This is a genomic window from Flavobacterium sp. (assembly GCF_027484705.1).
GTDB lineage: Bacteria > Bacteroidota > Bacteroidia > Flavobacteriales > Flavobacteriaceae > Flavobacterium.
In genome coordinates, this window is record NZ_JAIXSL010000022.1 from 36,400 (window position 1) to 61,483 (window position 25,084).

21 protein-coding genes, 1 tRNA gene and 1 pseudogene are annotated in these 25,084 nt (G+C 41.6%); 5 read left to right on the top strand and 18 right to left on the bottom strand.

The genetic code is table 11. From position 1 onward, the window contains the following. Positions 1 to 5: 5 nt before the first annotated feature. Entirely contained in the window at positions 6 to 1,100 is a 1,095-nt protein-coding gene (locus Q0058_RS12900) for a Nif3-like dinuclear metal center hexameric protein (RefSeq protein ID WP_298224589.1), read from the bottom strand. A 9-nt stretch (positions 1,101 to 1,109) separates the two neighbouring features. Then, positions 1,110 to 1,679 carry a hypothetical protein gene (locus tag Q0058_RS12905; protein WP_298224591.1) on the bottom strand — a complete coding sequence of 190 codons (570 nt, stop codon included), beginning with the start codon at positions 1,677 to 1,679 and terminating at the stop codon, positions 1,110 to 1,112. Positions 1,680 to 1,738: 59 nt separating this feature from the next. Here Q0058_RS12905 and lpxK point away from each other — a divergent pair, with 59 nt between their 5' ends. Then, on the top strand, positions 1,739 to 2,758 hold the full coding sequence (gene lpxK / locus Q0058_RS12910) for a tetraacyldisaccharide 4'-kinase (RefSeq protein WP_298224593.1): 1,020 nt from the start codon (positions 1,739 to 1,741) through the stop codon (positions 2,756 to 2,758). Continuing rightward, entirely contained in the window at positions 2,730 to 3,542 is an 813-nt protein-coding gene (locus Q0058_RS12915) for a purine-nucleoside phosphorylase (protein WP_298224595.1), read from the top strand. Before lpxK ends, Q0058_RS12915 begins: the two co-directional genes overlap by 29 nt. Here Q0058_RS12915 and Q0058_RS12920 read toward each other — a convergent pair. From Q0058_RS12920 to Q0058_RS12935, 4 genes are all read right to left on the bottom strand, one after another. After that, positions 3,539 to 5,650, bottom strand: a complete 2,112-nt coding sequence (locus Q0058_RS12920; protein ID WP_298224597.1) for an ATP-binding protein — start codon at positions 5,648 to 5,650, stop codon at positions 3,539 to 3,541. The genes Q0058_RS12915 and Q0058_RS12920 overlap by 4 nt on opposite strands. 120 nt (positions 5,651 to 5,770) lie before the next feature. Further along, complete coding sequence (gene gap, locus Q0058_RS12925) at positions 5,771 to 6,772, bottom strand: type I glyceraldehyde-3-phosphate dehydrogenase (RefSeq protein ID WP_298224598.1); 1,002 nt, start codon at positions 6,770 to 6,772, stop codon at positions 5,771 to 5,773. Positions 6,773 to 6,868: 96 nt separating this feature from the next. Further along, entirely contained in the window at positions 6,869 to 7,738 is an 870-nt protein-coding gene (gene lipA / locus Q0058_RS12930; protein WP_298224599.1) for a lipoyl synthase, read from the bottom strand. Between the two features lie 176 nt (positions 7,739 to 7,914). Next, positions 7,915 to 9,159, bottom strand: coding sequence for an MFS transporter (locus Q0058_RS12935; protein ID WP_298224601.1), 1,245 nt, complete (start codon positions 9,157 to 9,159; stop codon positions 7,915 to 7,917). Positions 9,160 to 9,264: 105 nt separating this feature from the next. Here Q0058_RS12935 and Q0058_RS12940 point away from each other — a divergent pair, with 105 nt between their 5' ends. Continuing rightward, entirely contained in the window at positions 9,265 to 10,128 is an 864-nt protein-coding gene (locus Q0058_RS12940) for a M48 family metalloprotease (RefSeq protein ID WP_298224603.1), read from the top strand. A gap of 10 nt (positions 10,129 to 10,138) precedes the next feature. Further along, positions 10,139 to 10,339 (top strand): annotated as a pseudogene (locus Q0058_RS12945) (zinc ribbon domain-containing protein YjdM); the annotation flags it as partial. Positions 10,340 to 10,423: 84 nt separating this feature from the next. On the opposite strand, the gene Q0058_RS12950 reads toward Q0058_RS12945, so the two are convergent. The 4 genes from Q0058_RS12950 to Q0058_RS12965 all read right to left on the bottom strand — a co-directional run bounded on the left by Q0058_RS12950 (position 10,424) and on the right by Q0058_RS12965 (position 13,652). Further along, on the bottom strand, positions 10,424 to 11,248 hold the full coding sequence (locus Q0058_RS12950) for a TonB family protein (protein WP_298224607.1): 825 nt from the start codon (positions 11,246 to 11,248) through the stop codon (positions 10,424 to 10,426). 239 nt (positions 11,249 to 11,487) lie between these two features. Beyond that, a complete protein-coding gene (locus Q0058_RS12955) occupies positions 11,488 to 12,039 on the bottom strand; it encodes a sigma-70 family RNA polymerase sigma factor (RefSeq protein ID WP_298224609.1) in 552 nt (183 codons plus the stop codon). Further along, a complete protein-coding gene (locus Q0058_RS12960) occupies positions 12,030 to 13,136 on the bottom strand; it encodes a glycosyltransferase (RefSeq protein WP_298224611.1) in 1,107 nt (368 codons plus the stop codon). Before Q0058_RS12960 ends, Q0058_RS12955 begins: the two co-directional genes overlap by 10 nt. Before the next feature lie 441 nt (positions 13,137 to 13,577). After that, positions 13,578 to 13,652, bottom strand: a tRNA-Pro gene (locus tag Q0058_RS12965). Positions 13,653 to 13,799: 147 nt separating this feature from the next. Between Q0058_RS12965 and trxB the strand changes: the two genes are divergently transcribed. Beyond that, positions 13,800 to 14,747 (top strand): thioredoxin-disulfide reductase, encoded by a 948-nt coding sequence (trxB, locus tag Q0058_RS12970; RefSeq protein ID WP_298224613.1) that lies wholly within the window; start codon positions 13,800 to 13,802, stop codon positions 14,745 to 14,747. Positions 14,748 to 14,814: 67 nt separating this feature from the next. Here trxB and Q0058_RS12975 read toward each other — a convergent pair whose 3' ends face one another. The 8 genes from Q0058_RS12975 to Q0058_RS13010 form a co-directional block, all read right to left on the bottom strand. Next, positions 14,815 to 15,648: a DUF2807 domain-containing protein gene (locus Q0058_RS12975; RefSeq protein WP_298224615.1), complete on the bottom strand. Its 834-nt coding sequence runs from the start codon at positions 15,646 to 15,648 to the stop codon at positions 14,815 to 14,817. Positions 15,649 to 15,752: 104 nt separating this feature from the next. Further along, entirely contained in the window at positions 15,753 to 19,331 is a 3,579-nt protein-coding gene (locus Q0058_RS12980; RefSeq protein WP_298224617.1) for a M1 family aminopeptidase, read from the bottom strand. 16 nt (positions 19,332 to 19,347) lie between these two features. Next, complete coding sequence (locus tag Q0058_RS12985; RefSeq protein WP_298224620.1) at positions 19,348 to 20,220, bottom strand: ABC transporter ATP-binding protein; 873 nt, start codon at positions 20,218 to 20,220, stop codon at positions 19,348 to 19,350. A gap of 108 nt (positions 20,221 to 20,328) precedes the next feature. After that, the gene (locus Q0058_RS12990; protein WP_298224622.1) at positions 20,329 to 21,171 is read right to left on the bottom strand and encodes a hypothetical protein; all 843 of its coding nucleotides are present in this window, start codon (positions 21,169 to 21,171) and stop codon (positions 20,329 to 20,331) included. Positions 21,172 to 21,329: 158 nt separating this feature from the next. After that, complete coding sequence (locus Q0058_RS12995) at positions 21,330 to 22,058, bottom strand: head GIN domain-containing protein (RefSeq protein WP_298224624.1); 729 nt, start codon at positions 22,056 to 22,058, stop codon at positions 21,330 to 21,332. Between the two features lie 2 nt (positions 22,059 to 22,060). Next, the gene (locus tag Q0058_RS13000) at positions 22,061 to 23,809 is read right to left on the bottom strand and encodes a PspC domain-containing protein (RefSeq protein WP_298224627.1); all 1,749 of its coding nucleotides are present in this window, start codon (positions 23,807 to 23,809) and stop codon (positions 22,061 to 22,063) included. Positions 23,810 to 23,814: 5 nt separating this feature from the next. Then, positions 23,815 to 24,144 carry a PadR family transcriptional regulator gene (locus Q0058_RS13005; protein ID WP_091393082.1) on the bottom strand — a complete coding sequence of 110 codons (330 nt, stop codon included), beginning with the start codon at positions 24,142 to 24,144 and terminating at the stop codon, positions 23,815 to 23,817. 91 nt (positions 24,145 to 24,235) lie between these two features. Then, positions 24,236 to 25,018 (bottom strand): DUF2807 domain-containing protein, encoded by a 783-nt coding sequence (locus tag Q0058_RS13010; RefSeq protein ID WP_298224634.1) that lies wholly within the window; start codon positions 25,016 to 25,018, stop codon positions 24,236 to 24,238. Positions 25,019 to 25,084 lie beyond the last annotated feature (66 nt).

Consider the following 25,084-nt stretch of genomic DNA (forward strand, 5'->3'; position numbering starts at 1 on the left):
AATCTTTATAAGTACTTAACAGGATTTGTATTTTCTTCTGATAAAATGATGGCAAAATTAGGAATTTTTTTCTGAAGAAAATCAACAATATAATTTTTTGTATAACGTTCGCTTTCAAAATGTCCGATATCGGCTAAAAGCAGCTGATTTTCAGTCTCATAGAAATTGTGGTACTTCAAATCGGCTGTTAAAAAAGCATCGGCTCCGGCTTGTATCGCATTCCTGATTGCAAAGCTTCCCGAACCGCCTAAAACCGCCACTTTATGGATGTTTTTCCCGATGAAATCCGTATGCCTGATTCCCGGCGCTTGCATTTTGTCTTTGACTAAATTTAAAAAATCGTGTTCGGCCATAGGTTTTTCTAACGTTCCAATAGCTCCTAAACCGATGTTTTGGTGTTTGTTCTGAAGGTCGTAAATTTCGTAAGCGACTTCTTCGTACACATGATGTTCAAAAAGTGCTTTGAGTATTTTAGATTCGAAGTGTTTCTCAAAAGTGACTTCAATTTTGACTTCGTTGGTTTGCGTCAGTTCGCCTTTGTTGCCGACCGTTGGGTTGCTGTTTTCGTTGCCTTGATAGGTTGAAAACCCGTTGGAATTGAAACTGCAGTTGTCGTAATTGCCAATCGTTCCTGCTCCGGCTTTGAACATTGCATTACGCACTTCATCAGCATTTTCGGGCGTTGTGTATGTAATTAATTTGCAGATGAAACTTGATTTAGGAATCAAAATTTTGATGTCTTTCAAACCCAAAGCTGTTGCGAAAATATGATTCACGCCGTTTTGATGGTTGTCCAGCGCTGTGTGTACTGCATAAATCGCAATGTCATTTTTGATGGCTTTGATCAGCGCGCGTTCGACATAATTCGAACCCGTGATTTTCTTCAAACCCGAAAACAAAATAGGATGGAAGCAGACGACAAGATTGCAATTTTTCGTGATGGCTTCCTGAATCACATTTTCCAGAGCATCGTGACACACCAAAACACCAGTCGCTTCCGCATCGGAATTTCCGGTCAGTAAGCCAACGTTGTCAAAATCTTCGGCATAAGCCAGAGGTGCCATTTGTTCGAGTACAGCAAGGATTTCTTTGATTTTCATAAGGATTTTTTAGGTTGACCACACGTTTAAATAATCTTTGATGGTCCAGGTGTCGTTGACTTTTTCAAACAAAAGATAACTGCCGCTGTTGTGCTCGATGCTTCGGTAAAAAGCGACTTTGACCAATGCGAAATTGTTGCTTGAAAAATAGATCGGCTTGCTGATGATCATCAATCGTTGGTTGTTTTCGCCATATTGAGCTGATACTTTTTGATAGTCTTCGAACGACAGACAATCGTTGACTTTTTTCTTAAGGTACTGGTTTTGGTTGTTGAATAACAAATTGTAAGCGGCCGACCAGTCCTCGTCGATGTTGTTGATGATTTGCTTTTTGATCTCGGGCGCGTTTTTTTTGAGCAAGTCGCTTTTGGAAATCACTTCAAGAACTTCCTCGTTGTTCGGTGCTTTTTTACAATAGAAACTCAGCAATTGCAACCTTCCTTTGGCAATCACTTTTTCATTCGCGTAATATTTCGTGAAGATGGTTTTTAAGAGAACGACATTATCATTTTCCTGTGCGGAAACCAAGACCGGAAGCAATAAAAAGCAGCAAAGGAATTTCGTAAAATGTGGCTTCATAATGCAGTTGTTTCGAGAATTATTTTCTTTCAAAGATAAAAAAACGCTACTTTCGTGCTATGATTTTGCTCAGAAAATTACTTTTTCCTTTTGCCGTGTTGTACGGGCTGGTGACTTCCATCAGAAATTTTCTGTATGACCAAGGTTTTTTAAAATCATATTCGTTCGATGTTCCGATCATTGCCGTCGGAAATCTCAGTGTTGGCGGCACCGGAAAAACTCCGATGATTGAATATCTGATCCGAATGTTGTCCGAACAATTCGACGTGGCCACTTTAAGCCGCGGTTATAAAAGACAATCTATAGGTTTTATTTTAGCTGATGAAAAAGCCGATGCGGGCACTTTGGGCGACGAACCGTTTCAAATCCATCAAAAATTTCCGGACATTCAAGTGGCTGTTGATGCGGATCGCAAAAATGGCATCGAACAATTGCTTTCCCAAACCAAAAAGCCAGAAGTCATTTTATTGGATGATGCTTTCCAACACCGGAAAGTAAAAGCCGGATTTTATATCCTGTTGACGGCTTATGGTGATTTGTTTTGTGATGACTGGATGTTGCCCACAGGAAATTTACGTGAAAGCCGAAATGGCGCTTCAAGAGCCAACATGATAATTGTCACAAAATGTCCCGAAACTATTGACGAGATTGCGAGGGCTGAAATTCGCAAAAAGTTGAAAACGGACCAACCGGTTTTTTTCACTTCGATTGCTTATGATGATTCGGTTTATGGCGCGAATTCGATCCAAAAAGTAAACGAGATTAAAAACACTCAGAAATTACTTTTGGCCGGCATTGCAAAACCAAAACCATTTTTCGCATATTTGCAGCACGAAAACGATATCGTACTGACGTATCCGGATCACCATCATTTCAGCGAAAATGATAGTAACGAAATAAAAAAACAAGCAGAAAATAAGCTGATTATCACGACCGAAAAAGATTATGTGCGTCTCAGGAATCACATTCCGGACACACAACTTTACTATCTTCCGATAAAAACCTCGTTCGTTGCTGAAGGCCCTATTTTCGATCAAACTCTTTTAAATTATGTGGGAACAAGTACAACAGACCGTTAAATACATTCAGGAAAAAACAAACTTCACACCCGAATACGGCGTCATTTTAGGTTCCGGATTGGGAAGCTTCACCGATGATATTGCGATTGAATTCACTTTGCCCTACGACGAAATCCCAAATTTTCCGGTTTCCACTGTTGAAGGTCACAAAGGCGCTTTGGTTTTCGGAACCATTGGCACTAAAAAAGTGGTCGCGATGCAAGGCAGATTTCACTTCTACGAAGGATATGATATGAAACAAGTGACTTTTCCGGTGCGTGTCATGAAATATTTAGGCGTTCAAAAACTGGTAGTTTCAAATGCTTCTGGTGGTGTCAAAGACAGTTATCATGTGGGTTCTATTGTATTGATCAAAGACCACATTAATATGATGCCCGAACATCCGTTGCGCGGTAAAAATGAAGAGCGTTTTGGTCCGAGGTTCCTAAACATGAGCGAACCTTACAGCAGAGCCATGATTTCCAAAGCTAAAGAAATCGCTAAAGATTTGAACATTGAAGTGCAGGACGGTGTTTATTTAGGCTTGCAAGGCCCCACTTTTGAAACCATTTCAGAATACCGTATGGTGAAGATTCTAGGCGCTGATTGCGTAGGAATGTCAACAGTTCCTGAAGTAATCGTAGCGCGTCACATGGATATGGAAACTTTCGGAATTTCAGTCATTACCGATATGGGCAATGAAGACAATATCGAAACCGTAAGCCACGCCGAAGTATTGGAAGCCGCCAGAAAAGCCGAACCGCACGTGCGCAATCTCATCAAGGAACTGATCAAATCGTATTAAACCGGTTTCGTCAGATTCATTGAAATAATCCTGTAGAATTCATTCGGGTCAAACGGTTTGGTGATCACGTCATTCATGCCGTAAGACAACAACATTTCACGGTTTTCATTCAGAGAAATCGCGGTCAATGCTATGATTCTCGTTTTCTTATCGAATGTACGAATCGTTTGTGTCGCGATCGTTCCGTTGATTCCGGGCAAATGCACGTCCATCAACACCAAATCGTAAACGTTGTTTTTGACAGCTTCGATCGCATCTTCACCATTATCGATGACTTCGCAAATCATGCCTTTATTTTCAACCATTCTTTTGGTAATCATCTGGTTGATTTTGTTGTCTTCGATCAACAATACTTTTTTGTCTTTCAAAATCGATTCGTCGAAATTGCCTGGTTGTTTCTCAGCAAGCGTTTGTTCACTACCGATTTTAAAACTCAAATCGAAAGAAAATGCCGAACCTTTGCCAACTTCACTTTCGAGTTTGATTTTCCCGCCTAAAATATCGACGAGTTTTTTTACAATCGTTAAGCCCAGTCCTGTGCCGCCGTATTTTCGGTTAATCTCAATCGAACCTTGTGAAAAGCTTTCAAAGACAGATTCTATTTTTTCTTCGGGAATTCCGATTCCGGTATCGAGGATTTTGAAATGGATCGAAGTGAATTCCTCGTTGATTTCGTTCGTGTCTAAGATCACTTTGACTTCGCCGTTTTTAGTAAATTTCAGTGCGTTGTTAATCAAGTTGAGGAAAATCTGAGACAACTTCGTAGGATCGCCAATCAGAAAATCGGGAATGTTAGGGTCGATTTCAATCGTGAACGCGTTGTTGTTGATCGAGGCCAATTCCTTAAGCGAATTCTGGATGTTTCTGAGCAGCAATTTCAAATCAAAGTTGATGTTTTCGGTTTCGATTGCGCTCGATTCGATGCGGTTGATTTCGAGGATTTCATTGATGAACGTCAACAGATAATTTCCGGAAAACTTTAGCGAAGTCAGGTAATTCATCTGGCTCGGTTTCGGGTTTTCTTCAATCAGCAAATGCGTGATTCCGTTGATGGCATTGAGCGGCGTCCGCAATTCGTGGCTTACCGTAGACAAAAATTCGGCTCTGGCTTTTGAAGCTTTTTCGGCTTTTTCCTTGGCGAGTTGCAATTCGTTGTTTTTCTCTTTGAGCAGCAAATTCGACTGGTTTCGGATGATGTTGTTTTTATATAAAGACAAACTCAGCAGCGATAAAATTGAAATTAAAGCAATCGCAAGAATACTGATGAGTTTGGCGACTTTATTGGCTTTTTGCTGTTCTTTGTTTTCTTTGTCGAGCTGTTCGATGGTTTTCAGACGCTCGTTGTCTTTAAATTCCACGTAATCCTCGGCGCCTAACTTTTTGCTGTTTAAAGCGGCAATGCTATCCTTGAGCTGCAAATGTTTTTTGAGGTAAAAATGCGCTTTGTTGATGTCGAGCAGTTTTTCATAAACCCGGCTCAACGCATACAGAATCTCAGATTGCTGTTCGGCATTCTTGTCTTTGGCATTCAGCGTATAGGCCCGAATCAGGTAATTGAGTGCGAGATTGCTGCGATCGTTTTCAAGCTCAATCGTACCAATCTGATATAATGCTTCGGCTTTGGTTTTAGACAAATCGCTCGCATCGGGTTTGGCAATAATCTGGTTCAGGATTGGAATGGCTTGTTTGTATTGACCTTTGGCTTTGTAAACAATTGCTTTTTGAAGGTTCAACAACTCAATAGCATCGGGAATTTTTATCGTATTGTAAATCGTTTTGGCTTTGTCGAAATTGTTTTCCGCCAAAAGATAGTTTTCCTTTTCCATAAAACACAACCCCAACTGATAATAACAGAAAGCTTGTTGCGAAGAAGGTTTCAAAGTATTGTATAACGAAACGCTTTTGTAGTAAGATTCAATGGCGTCATCGTATTTTTTAAGCTCGAAGTAAATGCCGCCTAACATGGTATTGGCGTAGGCTTCCGATTTTACATCTTTTTTGGCATGGGCATAATCGATGGCTTTCTGCGCAAAATCTAGGGAAAACTTGTAATTGTTAGTCTTGATATTGAAGTTCGACAATTCAATATAATACGAAACACTATCCACTTTAGGCGCCGTTTTGGGCTTCTTTTGTGCGGACGTTAGTTGGCTTAAACAAATAAAAAATACTAATAAATACCTCATAAAAAGTTACTGGCTGTTTTTCAAGGGTTTAAAAGTAAGAAATTATTTGGAAAATGTTAAAATTATTAAATCAATTATTCGTGAAGCATATCCAATCTCATTGTCATACCAACCTACAACCTTGACCATTTTACCAATGACGGAAGTGAGTTGCGCATCAAATAGGCACGAATTCGGATTGCCAATAATGTCGACTGAAACAATAGGATCGTTGGTATAAGCCAAAATCCCTTTGAGTTCGTGGTGAGAAGCGTGTTCAAAAGCAGCGTTGATTTCTTCAATGGTCACTTCACGCTTTACATAACAAGTAATGTCCGTCAGAGAACCATCAGGAACCGGAACGCGTATTCCGCTGCCACCAATTTTTCCTTCGTATTCTGGAAATATTTTGGTCAATGCTTTGGCCGCGCCGGTGGTAGTCGGTACAATCGATTGGCTCGCGCCACGTGCCCTGCGCAAATCTTTATGCGGTTGATCGTGCAAGCTTTGGTCGGTCGTATACGAGTGAACCGTCGTAATATAAGCCTGTTCAATACCACACAATTCACTAATAATTTTAATCATCGGGGCCGCATTGTTTGTCGTACAGCTTGCGTTTGAAATGATTTTTTCAGAACCGTCAAGAATTGATTCATTGACGCCAAGTACAACAGTTTTGATCGAATCGACTTCTGAAGGCGCCGAAAGGATGACTTTTTTAGCACCTGAAAGTATGTGCGCGTTGATTTCGTCAAAGGTTTTGTATTTGCCCGTCGATTCTATGACCACGTCAATATCAATCGATTTCCAATCCAAATCAGCGATATTTTTCTCATGAAAAAACAAATACGGTTTTCCGTTGACGATAATTGAAGCGTCATCAAACGAACATTCATAAGGCAACACGCCGTGAATGCTGTCGTACTTAATCAGATGCGCCATCGTCCGGTTGTCCGCAATGTCATTGATCGCCACAACCTCAATCGAAGGATGGTCGAGAAGCAAACGGAACAAATTCCGCCCAATCCTTCCGAAACCGTTAATCGCAATTTTAATTGGAGTCATAAATCTAAAAGTCTAAAGCCAAAGGCGTGTCCAAAACGAAGTGTGTCTGTAGCGAAGCGTGTCTATAGGCGCAGCCGTGTCCTAAGCGCAGCGTGTCTACAAAATATGTTTCGCCGCCTTATAAGAAGAACGCACCAAAGCGCCGCTTTCCACATGACGGAAGCCCATTTCCAAACCGATTTTTTCGTATTTCTGAAACTGATCCGGCGTAATGAATTCTTTCACCGGCAAGTGTTTTTTGCTCGGTTGCAAATATTGACCGATCGTCACGACATCAACATTCGCATCGCGCAAATCACGCATCGTTTGAATGACTTCTTCTTCAGTTTCGCCCAAACCTAACATAATTCCTGATTTGGTTCTATTGATACCTTTTTCTTTCAAGTAACGCAAAACTTCCAGACTTCGGTCGTATTTCGCCTGAATTCTGACTTCGCGTGTCAATCTGCGAACTGTTTCGACATTATGCGAAACGACTTCAGGATTCGCTTCCACGATGCGGTCTAAGTTTCTTTCTATGCCTTGAAAATCGGGAATCAAAGTTTCTAAAGTAGTTTCCGGATTCATTCTTCGGACCGCTTTCACAGTTTCAATCCAAATGATCGAACCGCCGTCTTTCAAATCGTCGCGATCAACACTCGTAATCACGGCATGTTTGATGTTCATAATCTTGATCGAACGCGCCACTTTCTCAGGTTCGTCCCAATCTACGGTTTCAGGCCGCCCGGTTTTCACGCCGCAGAAGCCACACGAACGCGTGCAGATATTCCCTAAAATCATAAACGTCGCCGTACCTTCGCCCCAGCATTCGCCCATGTTCGGGCAACTTCCGGAAGTGCATATTGTGTTGAGGTTGTATTTGTCCACCAAACCGCGAAGCTCGGTATATTTTTGTCCGATCGGTAGTTTTACTTTGAGCCATTTCGGCTTTCCAACCGGTAAAGTATTGTCTAAAACGCTTTCCATAGCAGTGATTTTTGCAGCACAAAGATAAGGAATGTACTTTGTTCGCAGATTTGTTTATTTGTTAATTTGATGTTAGCGTTCATTTGAGGTTTTAGGAGCCGGGAACCTGCTATCCGCTATAATCTTTTGTGTCGAACACCGCCACAAAAGGATAACCGCTATTATCAGGGCTAGGGCTATTCGGTAAAATCCAAATCGCGCCCATGTGTTTCGGCAATCGTCACCGTCGAATAAATACCTAAGAAGAAGACAATGATTCCGACGATACTTGCGGAAACGATTACGCCATAATCCACTTTGAAGAAATCAAAACCCAACAACATCACCGGCAATAAACCCCGCACCATATTCGGAACTGTCGTCGTGGCGGTGCTTCTGATGTTCGTGCCGAATTGTTCTGCGGCGACCGTCACGAACATCGCCCAGTAACCCGTTCCCAAACCAAGCCAGGCGCAATAAAAGTAATACTGGCTTTCTGTTTTCGTGCCTCCGAAAAGCAACAACAAGATTCCCAGAATCGTAAACAGCATCATATATAAGATGGCCTTTTTCCTCGAATGCAGCCAATGCGATAAAAATCCACTCGCGAAATCACCGGCTGAGATTCCGACATACGCCCACATGATCGCCTTGCCTGGATTGAGGTTTGAAATCCCGAACGACGGTGCGAATTGGTTCGCCATCACCGCTAAAATCCCAATGCAAAACCACGTGGGCAAACCAATCGCGATACATTTCAAATATTTTATAAGTTGGGTTTTATTCGTAAAAAGTGAAAAGAAATTTCCTTTAGCAATGGTGTGATCTTTTTCGAGGTTTTTATACATACCGCTTTCGAAAACGCCGACTCGCAACAATAATAAAATCAACCCTAATCCGCCACCAATGAAATACGCGTAAGTCCAATCACCGGCCAATTCTACGGTAAGTTGCGCTACAACCGCACCGAGCAAACCAAATCCGGCCACGAGTGACGTTCCAATTGCGCGCAATTCTTTCGGTAAACTTTCGGAAACCAAAGTAATTCCTGCGCCGAGTTCCCCGGCCAAACCTAATCCGGCAATGAATCGCAATACTGCATAAGTAGTTTCAATATCCGCGAAATGCATTTGGGGTAAAAAGCCGCACGCGATATTCGCTAAAGAATACACCAAAATCGACCCGAACAAAACCGAAAGTCTTCCTTTTTTATCGCCCAGAATTCCCCATAAAATACCGCCAATCAACAAGCCTACCATTTGGAAATTCATGATGTGCGTTCCGGCAATATCGACATCCACGCCCAGTGATTTCAAACTCGGAACGCGCACAATGCCAAAAAGCAATAAGTCGTAAATATCCACAAAGTAGCCTAAAGCCGCCACGATTACGGGAAATCCTAAAAGGTGTTTGATTTTTTCTTGGGTAGTGAATGGCTTCATCAATAAATCATGGTTTGTTTCAAATGTATTAAAATTCGTCACAAATCAAAAAGAAATCCTTCGAAGTTATTATATTTGTGCCGTGAAATTTAACATTTATATACTATGAAAACCAGAGTTTTATTGACCGGTTTTGCCTTGGTCGTTTGCGGAATAACCAATGCACAAATTGATTTGAGCAAAATAAACATCAACGATCGTGCTTTGGGCGCGGTGCAGAAAGGCATGTCCGGATTTATGTTCAGCGATGCCGATGCTGCAAATTTGTCGAAGCAAGCTGTAGATAAAATGGATACAGAAAATAAAGTAGCGGGTCCAAAAGATCCCTATACAATCCGACTTAACAAAGTTTTCGGCAACCATAAAAACGAAGCCGGACTAAATTTGAATTATAAAGTATATCTTATCAAAGAGGTCAACGCTTTTGCGACTGCTGACGGAAGCGTACGCGTATTCTCAGGTTTGATGGATATCATGGATGACAACCAATTGCTGGCCGTTATCGGTCATGAGATTGGTCACGTGGCCAACCACGATTCGCGCGATGCGATGAAAGCGGCTTATCAAAAAGAAGCCTTGTTAGATGCAGCGGCTTCTCAATCTGATAAAGTAGCTGCTGTTACTGACGGTCAGATTGGGAAAATTGCGAGTGCTATTCTCGATAGCAAACACAGCAGAAAACAGGAATCAGAAGCGGATATTTATTCCTATGAATTTTTGAAACGCAACAAATACGATGTCAATGCTGAAGAATCTGCCTTTAATATTTTGGCGGCGATGAGCGAAGGTAAAGAAGCGTCTTTCATTGACAAAATGATGAGCTCACACCCGGATTCTAAAGACAGGGCAGCAGATGCAAAAAGCAGGGCTGAAGCTGATGGTTTGTATAAACCTTATGTGAAGCAAACTGCGAAATCTGCGACCACCAAAAAGCCAACAAAAAAAGCAACTCCTAAGAAGAAAAAATAATATGGAAGTAAAAGACAGCAACGGAAACCTATTAAGTGATGGCGATTCTGTTACCGTAATCAAAGATTTGAAAGTAAGAGGTTCCTCGGATGTGATCAAAAGAGGCACGATGGTGAAGAACATTCGCCTCACCGATGATCCGGCAGAAATTGATTGCCGCGTCAATAAGACGGCGATGGTTTTGCGGACGGAGTTTGTAAAAAAAGCATAAATGAAAAGCAGCCCTGAGAGGCTGCTTTTTTTATGGAACGCGGATTATACGGATTTGGCTGATTGGCGCGGATTTAAATGGTGTTTACTTTTTGACTTTTATAGGTAGTTTGTATTCCGTTCTGACGGGTTTTCCGTTTTTGAGGCCCGGTTTCCATTTGGTTCTTAGCGATTTCAACACGCGGATGGCTTCGCGGTCGATGCTCGGCGCGGCGCTTCTGAGCACTTTGATGTCGGTCATGCTGCCGTCTTTTTCCACGACGAATGAAACGACTACGCTGACGGTTTCCTCGATTTCGAGCTTCTCGAAATTTTCTCCGATATAACCGTAAAAAGCATTGATGCCACCCGGAAATTCGGGAACTTTGTCTACGGTGACGGTCGTATTGAGAGTGTCATCTGGAATGGGTAAGGTAGCCGTGGGTTGCGTGGTTCCGGTTGGTGCTGTTCCTGTATCCGGATTGTTTCCTGTGTTGGCAGGCGTTCCGGAATTCTGATTGTTGTTTGCGGGATGTTCGTCATGCGCCGCAATATCCTGATGGGCACCTTCTGACCTTACGACGGTAGGATTGATCAATGCTTTCTTTTTGGTTGCGTCATCAGGAGTTTTTTTAGTGACCGGTAACACTAATTTTACTGGCGATTTAGGTGGCGGAATTTTGAGTTTTGTAATGTGCAGTTGCGGAAAATCATAAACCGGATCTACAACTACCGTTTGAGGTGTATTGGAAAAACTCGAAACCAACATCGGGATTGTAGCGACCATCGCTACCAAAGAAATACCTAGACAAAAAGCTAGTAAAGTCGTCTCATCACTTTTCTGGCGCAATTGGAATGCACCGTACGCTTGGTTTTTGCCCTCGAAAACGAGGTTGATCCAGCTGTTGGCATAAATACTTAATCTTGACATAATGAAAGGATTATTGGGTTAAGTATTTATACGATCATAAGCGCTTTTTTATTATCAACGCAACGGATGTGAAAATATTGTTAAGGTGTATTTTGGTAATTTGTTTATTCGTGGATTCAGTTATTCGAAAGTGCAGTTGAAACGAGGTGCCCTAGCCCTGATAGTAACGGAAATCATTTTGTGCCGGCGTTCGGCGCAAAATATTGAGAGTGGATAGCGGGAAATAGCTTCTAAAAAAACTACCGCTTGTTCTCAATAATCTCAGCGAGTAATTTTTTGGCGCGCAGCAATTTGATCTTGATGTTGTTCAGCGATTCGCCCAACAAATCAGCGATTTCCTGATAGCTCATTTCCTGAAAATACCGCAACTGAATGACTTCCTGGTAATGTGGTTTGAGTTCCTTGATGTATTGCAGCAGTTGCGAAAGGTTCTGCTCGGTAATGAGTTTGTCTTCCGCGGAAGGCGTGGTGTCAGCAACATTGTAAGCATGATAATCGTCTTCGTCGTTGAAATCTACGAACAAAGAGGATTTGCGTTTGCGCAGCATGTCGATGTGGACGTTTTTCGCAATCGCGATGAGCCAAGTATTGAACTGGAATTCGGGGTTGTAAGTGGCAATTTTATCAAACGCTTTCGCGAAAGTCTCGATCGTGATGTCTTCGGCGTCGGTTTCGTTTTCGGTGCGTTTGAGCATGAAACCGTAGACTTCATTCCAATAATGATCCAACAAAAAAGTAAACGCTACCTGATCGCCATTCTTTGCCAGCTCTATGTTTTTCTTTATTTCCAATGGACGGGTTTCGCAAATAAATTAGTGATGAAAATGTTGAGCTGCACAAACAAAACGACGATTTCAAGTATCGGAAACCAATACATCACGTCTTTCTCTTTGAGCTTTCCGGCGGCAAAACCTAAAGTGATCCAGGTAAACAGGTAACGGAAGCCAATCAGGCTCAGCACAACAATCCATTGGTATTGAAACGCTAATAACACAATCGGTAGTATAATGAACAACAATTGCGAAACGTAAAACGCGCCCAACTGCACACGGTCAAAAGATTTGTAAAAATGCGCCGTGGCCACGTGTCGTCGTTTCTGGATGAACCATTCCTTGAACGTAGTTTTGGGCATCGAATAAGTGAAGCTGTCGGGTGAAAAACAAATCGTCGTATTCTTCCCTTTCGCCGCTTGGTTGATGAACAAATCGTCATCGCCCGAACGGATTTTCATGTGGTCGATAAAACCATTCACATTGAAAAACTCTTCTTTTTTGTAGGCAAGATTACGCCCGACGCCCATATAAGGCCGGCCCATTTTGGCCCAAGAAAAATATTGTACTGCCGTGAGCAAAGTCTCAAAACGAATGAGTTTATTCAGAAACGAACCTGCCATTTTCTCATAAGCGCCGTAACCCAAAACAATCGTTTTTTCTGCGGTGAAATTTGAACTCATTTCGCGGATCCAGTCTTTAGAAACCGGATAGCAATCGGCATCGGTAAACAATAAATATTCTTTTTTAGCGGCTTTGATACCCAGTGTCAACGCAAATTTTTTGTTGCCCCAGAACGCTTCGTTGTTCTCGACTTTCACCAAACGGATGTTCGGGTATTGCTTTTCAAATTCTTCAAAAATGTCTAATGTTGTATCGCTCGAAGCATCGTCAATCAAGACAATTTCATAATCGGGATAATCCTGTTGCGCCAGAATGGGAATAAATTTAATGACGTTTTCAGCTTCGTTTTTCGCGCAGACAATCACTGAAATCGGGATTTTCTTAGGCGTGCTTTGCTGCAATTTCAGATAAGAAAACTTCCCAAAAACGAACACGTAATAAAACAGTTGAATCGCAACAATACCAATAAAAACAAAAAATAAAATAGCGAGCATAGATTTCCGATTGTTTTTTTAAAACGTGCGCAAAGGTATGAATTTCGTGGGGAACTTTAAATCTTAAAATTCATTGATTTTTCAACAATTGGTTTAGGAGCCGGGAACCTGCTATACGCTCTCAATCTTTGACGCCGAACACCGGCGTCAAAGGATTTCCGCTGCTATCAGGGCTAGGGTTTGGGGTGATTTCACGTTGTTGATTAGAAAGAGGTTTTTTTCTGTTCTTTAAAAATCCGTGACAATCCGTTGGATCGGCGAAATCCGTGTTTCATTTTTTAGCAGGATTACTGGCGTGATCCTGAGTCGGGGGAGTCGTTACGAAAATCCTTTCCATTTTTTTCAAAAATGGGAGGATTTTTTCATTTAAAAGAAATCTCAAGCGAGCTTGGATTTCTTTTAAATGGAAAAATCCTTTTTGCTTTGCAAAAAGGATTTTCGTCGGGGTGGCAGGATTCGAACCTGCGGCCTCCTGCTCCCAAAGCAGGCGCGATAACCGGGCTACGCTACACCCCGAAGCGGCTGCAAAGATAAGGTTTAATTTTACTTGGCAAAAGAATTGGCCGAAATAAATAAAATTTATTTTTTGATTGATTTTTAGGATTTCGAAACCACGAAATTTTTATAATATAGTTTACATTTGCGGCACTAAAAATTACGACCATGTCAGATACTATTGAAAAAATAAAATGCCTTATTATCGGTTCAGGCCCAGCCGGATATACTGCTGCGATTTATGCCGCTAGAGCCAACATGTTTCCTGTATTATATCAAGGAACACAACCGGGCGGACAATTAACCACGACTAACGAAGTAGAAAATTTTCCGGGTTATGTTGATGGCGTTACGGGGCCAGAAATGATGGTGCAATTGCAAGAGCAAGCCAAACGTTTCGGAACCGATGTGCGCGACGGCTGGGCCACCAAAGTCGATTTTACAGGACCAATCCATAAAGTCTGGATCAATGATAGCAAAGAATTGCATTGCGAAACTGTAATCATCTCTACAGGAGCGTCGGCCAAATACCTAGGGCTTCCATCGGAGCAACACTATCTTCAGATGGGCGGTGGCGTTTCAGCTTGTGCCGTGTGCGATGGATTCTTTTACAGAAACCAAGAAGTTGTTATTGTCGGTGCCGGAGATTCGGCTTGTGAAGAAGCGCATTACTTATCGAAATTGTGTAAAAAAGTGACTATGTTGGTGCGCAGCGAAAAATTCAGAGCGTCCAAAATCATGGAAGAACGCGTGCGCAAAACAGAAAACATTACGATCTTAATGAACCACGATACTGTCGAAGTGTTAGGCGACGGACAAGTCGTTACGGCGGTAACCGCCAAAAATAAAACCACAGGCGACATCATCGAAATTCCGGCAACAGGATTCTTCGTAGCGATTGGTCACCAACCGAATACGGAAATATTCAAAGACTATCTTACTTTAGACGAAACAGGCTATATCGTTAACATTCCCGGAACTTCAAAAACTAGCGTACCGGGTGTTTTTGTAGGTGGCGATGCTGCGGATCACGTATATCGTCAGGCCATCACGGCAGCCGGAACGGGTTGTATGGCGGCTTTGGATGCGGAACGTTATTTAGCTGCTCAGGAATAAATTTCTTAGATTATAACATAAAAAAAAGCCCCAAATCAATCGGGGCTTTTTTTATTATTGATATTTCTTATTTCAAAATCTTTTTGCTTAACACGGCGCTGTCTAAGAAGTTCTTCACTTCGATTTTCTGATTGCCGTATAATTTGATTTCAGATTTTCCTTTAGCATCGAGTATTAATTTCGTAGCTACATTGATGCTGCATTCTGAAGAACCTTCCGCTAATAAATCGGTGTTTTTTGTGGTCAGTTTGGTTCCGGTGAAATCAGAGTCGTTATCGAGGCGCAATTTCATATCAATCACATCGCCTTCAATAACCGCTTTGGTTTTCTGATACATATCGAACTTCATTTGTGTCGACGAAATCAATGCTTTGAGTTGTGCGTTTTTGCTCATCTCAATCGTAGCATCTTCCGATTTCAGGTTGAGCTCCGACTTTGATTTGTCATCGGCCATCAACGTAAAAGTTTTGGCATTCACATTGGCATAAATCTTCACATTGTCATGAATCTTAAACGTGAAGCTGGGTAAATTTAATTCTGCTAAAGCTGTAATATTCGCGTCATCTTTCGCGGCAAGCAATTTAAAACTGTCGGTATAGGTAACTCTAATGCTGAATTTTTTCGCTCCCGTAACCTGCCTAGTAGCGGCAAGATACAAGGCTTTTCCTTTGGCATTAATAGAAATGTATTCCTGCAGGTTGTCGTCGGCCTCAATTTCGAGCGCGCATTTGTCGCCTTTGATTAAGAATATTTCGAGATTATCGGCTATTTCAAGTTCCTGAAATTCTGTGATTTCTTTTTGTACTATAGTAACAATCTTAGAACCTTTTACCTTTTCCTTTTGGGCAAAGGCCAAGGAAGTAAACAAGAGTAATGTTACCAGTCCAATAATATGCTTCATGGAAATTAATTTTTTTGTTAAACAACAGTTCGGCTTGCGCCTCGGGTGCCAAATATAAAAAAACATCGTCACTATCACAGGAAGTTTCCCATATTAACCTTTTCTTATAATTTTTTTAGGTTGTCGTCGGGCACGCGGTCGATTAAATAATTATATGGATCGATGCCTGCCTGATAAGGTTTTACTTTGGTTTTCAATACAAAGGTATTTTCCTTTTTGGTGATTTTGACCCTTTTGTAAATTAAGGGTTTTCCTAAATTTTTATCGTCTTTCGGTTCGCCAAAAACAGCAATGTCGATATAGTCGGCGACCGGAATTTCAGTTTCTTTCCCTAAAGCACTCGACCGGAATTTCTCGGAAGTCGTTTTTAAAGTGACTTCATATTCATTCCCTATTTTTTTATAAGAAACGTCGAGCATGCGGTTTGAAAATAACGTGATGGTTTCAAACATATCCTTAATCACATATTGCAAACTGTCGGGTGTCACTTTCTTGAACTCATTGACCGCAACAATCGAAGTCGGATAAGGCGGGTTTTTATAAGCATAAGTCGTGACCAGATTTTTCATCGCCTGATTGACATTTTTCTCACCGATGAGTTCTTTCAGATAATACATCACGACGCTCGCTTTGTTGTAATGAATGTATTGCTGGTTTTCAGTCTTCATCAGCGGTTGTTCCCCTTCAAATTCGGAACCTCTGCCGCGCAGGTAACTGTTCATTTCGTATTCGAGGAACTTTTTCATCTTGTCTTTTCCGTATTCCTTTTCCATGACCATCAAGGCCGAATATTGCGCAAATCCTTCCGTCATCATTTCACTGCCCTGCATGTTGGCGCCCATAACCTGATGCGCCCAATATTGGTGGCCCATTTCGTGTGCAACGACATAATACACTTGGTCGATGTCGTCTTTGGTGACATCGCGCAAATCGATGATGAAGCCAATTCCTTCACTGAATGGCATTGTGCCCGGAAATGCCTGAGCAAACTCAGAATATCTAGGGAACTCAATGATTCTGCATTGTTTGTGGTAATACGGACCGAAGTTCGCGGTGTAATATTCAAGCGATTTCTGCATACTTTTGAGCATGTTCGGAACATTGTACGCGTGCTCTTTGTCATAATACACTTCGAGATCGATGCCGTTCCATTTCTTTCTCGCGACTTCATAGCGTGCCGAAATGAACGAATAGAAATTCAAGGATTTCTGATCGACTTTGTATTGGAAATAATTACGCCCTTTAGATTTCCATGATTTTAGCAACGAACCTGGCGCAATGGCAGTTTGGTCAGACGAGGTGCTGATTGTTGTATTGACTTCTACCCAATCGGCATCGCTTGACATGTAAGTGTTTGCTCTCGAAACCATATCGTTTTCGTTGAGTTTTGGCATACGCAAACGCTGAGGCAATTTGAGTTTGACGCGTTCATTTTTGTCGGATATTTCATAATTGGTATTGTAACCAAACGACGGTAAAATTTCCGCACTGCTGAAAAAAGTCCCGTTTTGCGTGAGCTGGGTGAAACTGACTTCATTCTCGAAACCTTTGTTTTCTTTGACTAAATCAATTTTAACCTGAAGCGAATCGTTCGGCGCCAGAGGTTTCTCCAAAGTATAAATTCTATACAACAAACGTTTGTCGTTGCTCTTGAGTTTCGCGCCTTTGATGTCGATTTTAACGCTGTCAGTCAGCATCGGCATCGTAAAATGAAGTTCCTTAATCGGCGTGTTGGAGATGTTTCTCGCCCAGGAATCAACATGCACAGTAAGGCCTCTTTCTTCTGGAACGATATCAATCTTATAATCGAATTTGTAGAAACGCGGTTGCACAAGGTGTTCGAATTTCTTGTATTTTTTCTCGTATTCGACCTGTTTGTTTTCGCGTTCCTTTTCGGAATCATAAGTGTTCAGGATTTTGGTGTTGTAGAATACAAAACCCGCGCAAAGCAGAAAGGCAATAATGCTTGCGCCAAAAGCCAGATAGTTTTTGCGAAGAATGTTCTTGGCTGTTTTTGCCCTTGCCTGAAACTGAAGTTCCTTGCCGCGGATGTAAAACGCATTGATGACAAACCCTAAAATAAGACAGAACAAAGCCCAATAGATATTGAACCAAATCGTCGACGGCACGAACGGCCCGAATTTGTTCATGTCCGAATAAGTAATATCAGGACGCGAACCGAACGACAACATATTGCTGTTGATTTCCATCAATCCCCAGATAAAACTATTCACGACTATGAAAGCAACAAAAGCAAAATAAGCGATGTAACGGTTGTTGATCAGATAATGAAACAACAGCGACAACACAATCATAAAAGCAAAACCCATCAATTTAATCACGAGCAATGATTTGATGTACACATCAAGTTCGTAATGATAATAACCATAAGCGGTTTGTGTGACGATACCCATCAGGATAGTCGCTGAAAACATAATCGCTAAGGCTATGATCAACGCTAGGACTTTCGAAATGAAAAGCATTCCTGAAGGAATAGGCGTGGCATCCTGAATTTCGTTGATCTTGGCATCGCGCTCTTTCCAGACCAAGACGCCGGTATAAAAAGCGATAAATCCGATGATGAAAATGAAAAAGGAATCATTGATCGTGTCTACGATGGAATACGTCACAGGATACTGGTCGGTGCCGTAAGTTCCCGTAAAAGCAACCAATCCGACAGTCAAATTAATTAAACCAATGGCAACAATGATGATGAACGTCGGGTTTTTGATGACTGCTTTGGTTTCGAATTTCACGAGTTTCCAAAACGTAACTAATGAAAAAATATTGGCTTTTGTGGGCTCGAAATGGCTTTCAATCAACAATTCTGGCGCAATATTGTTCTTGGCTATTTTGGTTTTTTTGACTTTTTCCTTTTTGGTATTGAATGAAAATCTTGCATAAATCACGAATAAAACCAGCAGGCAGATGCCGAGCCATAGCAAACGGTTGTATAATAAACCGTCATGTAAAGTCACGGCTAGTGTGTTTTTTTCGCCCACCGTCAGATATTTGGTCATGATGTTGAATGGCCTGATACCAAAAGGGTCGAGAATATTTGCGAGCCATTCTTTCTGGATGTCGCGTGTGAATCCGGATGAAATGGCATAGAATACCAAGATCAACATCGAACCGATGAACGAAACGATGCTGCTTCTGAAAATGATCGCCAATCCGTAAAGCAAAACGCCCGCAATAATGACATTCGGAATCGCGAAAGCCAAAATCCCATACCAATGTCCAGACCAAATAATCGGACCGAAACGCTCCGCGGGAGCCATATCAAATACTCCAGCCAAAATTGGACCGAGCAACAATCCGAGTGAAACCCCCAACATTGGGATTATAGAAACTATTGATGCTCCGATGAATTTCCCGAAAAAGTAATCTCTTTTTTTAATCGGTGAAGAAAAGATAAACTGGTGCATGCCGTATTGAAAATCGCGGTTCGCAGTCGCATTCATAAAAGCGGTCGTCATCAGCAATCCGATAATTGACATCACCGCGTAATATCTTTCAATGACAAAAGGCGCGTTCTTATGGATGTTACCCACGCCGCCGCCAATCGAAACATTGTCAGAAGCTACCGCAAAGAAGACCAGTAAGGCGTTGATGAAAAAGAAAATCCAAACCATCGGCGTTTTGAGCCAGTAGTTTAATTCGTGTCGTATAAATTTCCACATAATTCAGGCTGTTGGTTTAGACTAATTCGTTGAGTTTGGCGAAGAATACATCTTCAAGGTTTTCTTCGGCTTTCGTAAATCCGTTGTCGAGGCCTGTTTCAGAGAACACATGGATCAGCGGTTGTCCGCCGACGAGTTTGTTCGAAATGATTTTGTAGTTTTTCTGGTATTCCGGCAGGTCGGTTTTGGCAACTCTTTTCTCCCAGACTTTGCCTTTGATTTCATAAAGTGCTTCGTCGGTATTGCCGCTGAAGAGTACTTTTCCGTTGTTCATGACGGCCATTTGGGTACAAAGTTCACGAACATCCTGCACGATATGCGTCGATAAGATGACGATGATGTTTTCGCCGATTTCACTTAAGATATTGTAAAAACGGTTTCTTTCGCCCGGATCTAAACCGGCAGTTGGTTCGTCTACAATCACAAGTTTAGGATTTCCAATCAAGCATTGTGCGATGCCGAAACGTTGGCGCATTCCACCGCTATAACTCGCCACGGCATTTTTCCGGTGTTCCCAAAGGTTGACTTTGAGCAGCAGTTGTTCGACAATCTGCTTGCGGTCAGCTTTAGATTCGAATCCTTTTAAAAGCGCGAGATGGTCTAGTAAATCGATGGCTGAAGTTCTCGGATAAACGCCAAATTCCTGAGGCAGATAACCCAAAACTTTACGCACTGATTCTTTGTCATTGAGCACATCGATATCGCCGAGCGTGACCGAACCGCTATCGACATCCTGAAGGGTTGCCAAGGTTCGCATTAACGATGATTTTCCAGCGCCGTTAGGGCCTAGCAATCCGAACATTCCTTTGGGTATGGTCAGTGAAACATCGTTTAAGGCATGCACGCCGTTGCTGTATTTTTTATTGAGGTGGTTGATTTGTAATTCCATTGGGTTGGTTTTGGTTGAATAATTTTGTGAATAGGTATAGCAAGCTTTGATGTTGTTACAAGAAGCAATATCAGTAAAAAAAATAGCACTACAAAACCAAAAGGAATTTTAAGAAGACAATTTCAGATTCTGGAAATATTTGGGAAGCAGTTTCATTTTATAATCATCAAGGACAAAAATAAAGGTCTGGTTTTTTCGCAACAACACCAGCAACACATTGATGATGACAATCGGCATCGAATTCTGCAGTTTGTTGTAATAGTAATCTACGATGGAGTTTTCTTTGTTTTCGATTAAAAAAGGCATCGCATGCTGCGAATAAACCAACGGAATCCTTTCCTGTTGCCAAGTCATGTATTCTGAATAGTGTTTCGCTCTGAGCGGATTTCCAGCCCTGAGATCGTTGAAAAGGTCAATGACCGAGAAGAAATTGTTGTGCGCCACATCTTCGAAAATAATCGCTTTATGGATGTCAATGGCAATCCATTTTTGTTGTTGGGTGGAATAGATTTCGTTGAAAGAATGTCCGAATTTGGTTTTGTAGAAACAATCGACGGTGCCCCATTCCTTGACCCGAATTCCATTGATGAAACAAAAAATATTGAAAACCTGTGCGAAATCAGAGCATACGCCACCTTCTCCGGCTAGCATCATTTCAAGGGTTTTCTCTGAAGAAAGTCCGATGCCGGAACCGCCCACTATCGTTTTTCTTAAAAACTTTCCGATCGTTAAAGCCTTTTCTAATTCGTCTTGTGTCGGGTCTACATTGATTTTAGCATTGACTTCAAAATATAACTTGGGAATCGAATCCATCGTATTCGAATCATTAAAACAACCGATAGCGTCAGCATTTTTCGCCGTATGATTTTTCGATAACAACGCATAACGCACAAAATACAGCATCGGATGCCGTTTGCATTTATGCGCAACTTTATGCAGGAGTTTATTCATTCTTGTTGTTTGTTGTTGTTGGTTTCGAACCATGATTTGAAGAAGATTCTAAGAGCGAATTTAATTTTTTTTTTTACAAAAGTAGATTTTACAATAATATTTATAAAAAAAATCACCCTGAATTAGGATGATTTTTTAAAAACTTGAAATTTCTGAAATTATTCTTTATTGATACTACCGCCGGTATCGGACTTTTTATTGAGGTTTTTCGGCACATTGTAATAGTTGATACTGCCCCCACTAGACGCATCAGCACTCAGGCTCACTAACGGATATATTTTGATGATTCCCGCGCTCGAGGCACTCGCGATGATGTCGTTTGACAGCAATTTTTCAGCATCGATATTGCCTGCACTGGCTGCCGCCGCTTCGAGCGTGATGGCTTTTCCATTGACTTTGACGCTGCCTGCGCTTTCGGTTTCGATAGTAGCTTTTTCACATTCGAGGGCCATATGGAGCGAGGCGCCGGTATTGCTTTTCAGGGCCATCGTATTGCTTTTGATCGTGTTTTTAGTATCGAAACTAGAACCCGTGCAGGCTTCAATACTTTCGATGTTGGGCGCTTTGACTACAATTTTTTTAGACTCAATGTTGATGTAACTATTGACATCAGAGGTAATGATCAGTACGCCATTTTCTATTCTGGTTTTGATGTGCGGCTGCAGGTTATCATCGGCAATCACACTTATGTTGGTTTGACCAGATTGTTCCAGCACCACATCGAGTCCGTTTTCCACTTTGATGCTTTTGAAAGTGCCCGAAACCGCTCTGCTTTGTGTGATGACGTTGCCGCTGCCTTTCACACCGCTAAACTGACATGCTGTAAAAAATATTGCGGTGAGCACAAGCAAAGTAGCTGTTGCGATTGGATTTTTAATTGTCCCCATGATTATTTGGTTTTAATCGTGATACCATCTTCGTTGATTTTGACACTTTTGATTTCTTTGCTCTCCGCATCCCTTTTGTCTTTTTTGATCAGGATGCCGTCTTTGTTCAAAGTCACGCTGGTTGCGGTGGAATCGTCATCGATATTGGCGGCGCCTTCCACATCATTCCACTCATTTTCTTCGGTTGGACAGTTGAGACATTTTACTTTGTCGGTATCGACCTTATAAGTGTAGTCTGAACTGAAATGCAGGTTGAAATAAGAATCGTCAGAATCATCGTAATCCTGGATGCTGCTGTCTGGTTTCAAAAGTGTTCCTGTTGGTAAGTAGAGATAGATTTCAACTTCCTGATCGCGCCATTTGTTTTTGAATTCGGTCAGCAGATAGTTGTCTAAAATCAAGTGATTGCCCTGAATTTTATAACCGTATCTGATTTTCTCAGCCGTTTTCTTAGCTTTAGACAACGAACTTCCCTTGGCTTTTCTGTCGATTTGGATGTAAGGTACTTTTTCGTCGGTTTTCACAACGTACATGCGCACTTCATTCGAGTAGATCACTTTAACATCAGCGGAATCTTCCGTCACCATGAAATTGTCGTTGTCGTTGATGCCGTTAGAGAAATAGTCGTTTGATTTGAATTTCACGAACAGCGTATCATTAGCTTGCAACGGAATATTTTCTCTTTGGATGAATCTTCCGTCAACCGCATATTCTGTCGCTTGGCGGATGCACAATGAAATGATGATTCCCAATGAAATCAACCAGATGGCGAGTAAAGTATATTTGACCACGGCGCCCACAGATTTCATTCCCGGAGACAACAATTTGAATCCTAAAATCAGTAAGAAAAAGAGCGGAATTCCGATAGCGAAGAACACCAGCAAACCAAAAACCCAGATCGGATATTCCGAGAAATTACCGGCTTCAACAAAGCTTTGCCATGGAAAATCGATGAAGGCTGTAGAACCTAGAGTAAATACACCAATGAATAAGATGACCAACCAAGTCAAACTTGACAAGATCAAAAGCACACCCAAAAACTTAGCGAATATTTTGAAGATGCTCATCAGCACTTCGCCGACACCGCCTGTGAATTTTTCAACTCCGGTTTTGACTTGGTTTCCCATTTTGTCGTAATTCGCGTTTTTGAATTTTTCAGAAACCGAGTCGAATTCTTCCTTTACTTTTTTCTCGATGTTTGAGATTGTGATCGGTTCGCCTTTCATTTCTAATTTTTCAGTCGTCGTAACGGCTTCAGGCATCACAATCCAAAGGACGATGTAAGCCACGATTCCGGATCCGAATCCGCCGAACACCAACACCACTAAAATGATACGCAACCAAACGGCATCGATTCCAAAATAATGGCTCAGACCGGCGGCTACACCACCAATCATTCCGGTGTCTTTGTCGCGGTACAATTTTTTGTTGGCTTTGGTCGCGTTGTTGAAGTCATAGGCTTGTTGTTGGGTTTCTTCACCGTCGGGATCAATTCTGTAATCTTCGGGTTGTCCCATGACAGCGATGATTTCATCCAATTCTTTTAAGTTGATGACTTGTTTTTCGCTAGTATGTTTTTCAGCCACCAATTCTGCGATACGCATTTCGATGTCCTTAATGATTTCGTCTTGTCCGTTAGAGTTGGTCAGCGAACGTTTGATAGCATCGAAATATCTTGTCAACTTTTGGTATGCGTCTTCGTCAATATGAAAGAACATACCGCCTAAATTTATGTTTACAGTTTTATTCATGACTATTATTTTTGGTTTGTGATTATGTTTACGGCATCGGAGAGTTCGGTCCAGGTGCCATTCAATTCAGTTAAAAATGTTTTCCCAATTTCGGTGAGCCCGTAATATTTTCTTGGCGGCCCCGAAGTAGATTCTTCCCAACGGTAATTGAGCAATCCGTCATTTTTGAGTCGGGTCAGCAGCGGATAAACGGTTCCCTCTACGACCAGCAATTTAGCGTTTTTTAAGGTATCGAGAATTTCCGAAGTGTAGGCATCCTTTTCTTTGAGAACCGACAGGATGCAAAACTCGAGAACACCTTTACGCATCTGGGCTTTTGTGTTTTCAATATTCATGATTCTATTTTTTTATTTGGGATTATTCCGCGGCGCTCCATCAGTTCGGCGGCGCCTCGGGTTTTGGTTCTTTTTTTTGATTCCCTGAATCTTAGTTTCTCCTATCATTGTAAGAGACTAATTGCTGACAATTTGCTTTATTGAAAGCCTGAGCTTCTTCATTGAGTACCATTTTTTCCGGATACCCAACATACGAAACTTTAGCTTGTTCAGTCACATTTAGAGCGATATTGTCATTGGCGTGTAATTTGGCCACCGATGTCCCGTTGGCATTCATATGAATCGTATTGGCGGTGAAATTTCTGGCGCATAGTAAAGCCGAATCTGTGGTTTGAAAAGCAGCTTTTTTGACCTTTCCTGTCAGGTTGATTCTGGCATTGTCATGAAAGGTTCCTTTGAGCATCGCAGCTTCGATTCTTCCGTTGAATGTTGTTCCGGTAGAAGCGTACAATTTAGTTTTTCCTGAAGTTTTGATGTTTCCTGAAAGGCTTGCTCCGGAATCCAAAACGATGTCGAGTTGGTCAGCGTTCAATTGCTCTTCAATAGTTATTTTTGCTTTTGAATGCGCTTCCAAGGCTACGATGTGATTTGCGGTAACATACACTTTTACGGTTTCTCCAGTTGGCATTTCGGTTCCTTTTTTCAGGGTGATTTTTAAAGTTTTTCCATTCATTTCCGTGATAACATTTTTTAGCGTTGCCTCGTTATTGGATTCTATACGCAATGAAGTGGATGGGGCTTCATTGTAGATCAGTTCGATACCGCCTGTTACGGCTACTTGAGAAAAGTCAGTGGTGTTTCTGTTTTCTGTTACTTGGGCTTTGGCTAGCATTCCCACCAGGAATACGGTTAGCGTTGTGATGATTTTTAACATGATTTGTTCGTTTTTTTGATTTTGATTTGATTGATGATTGAAACTCTGTAATTAAAATTGATTTTG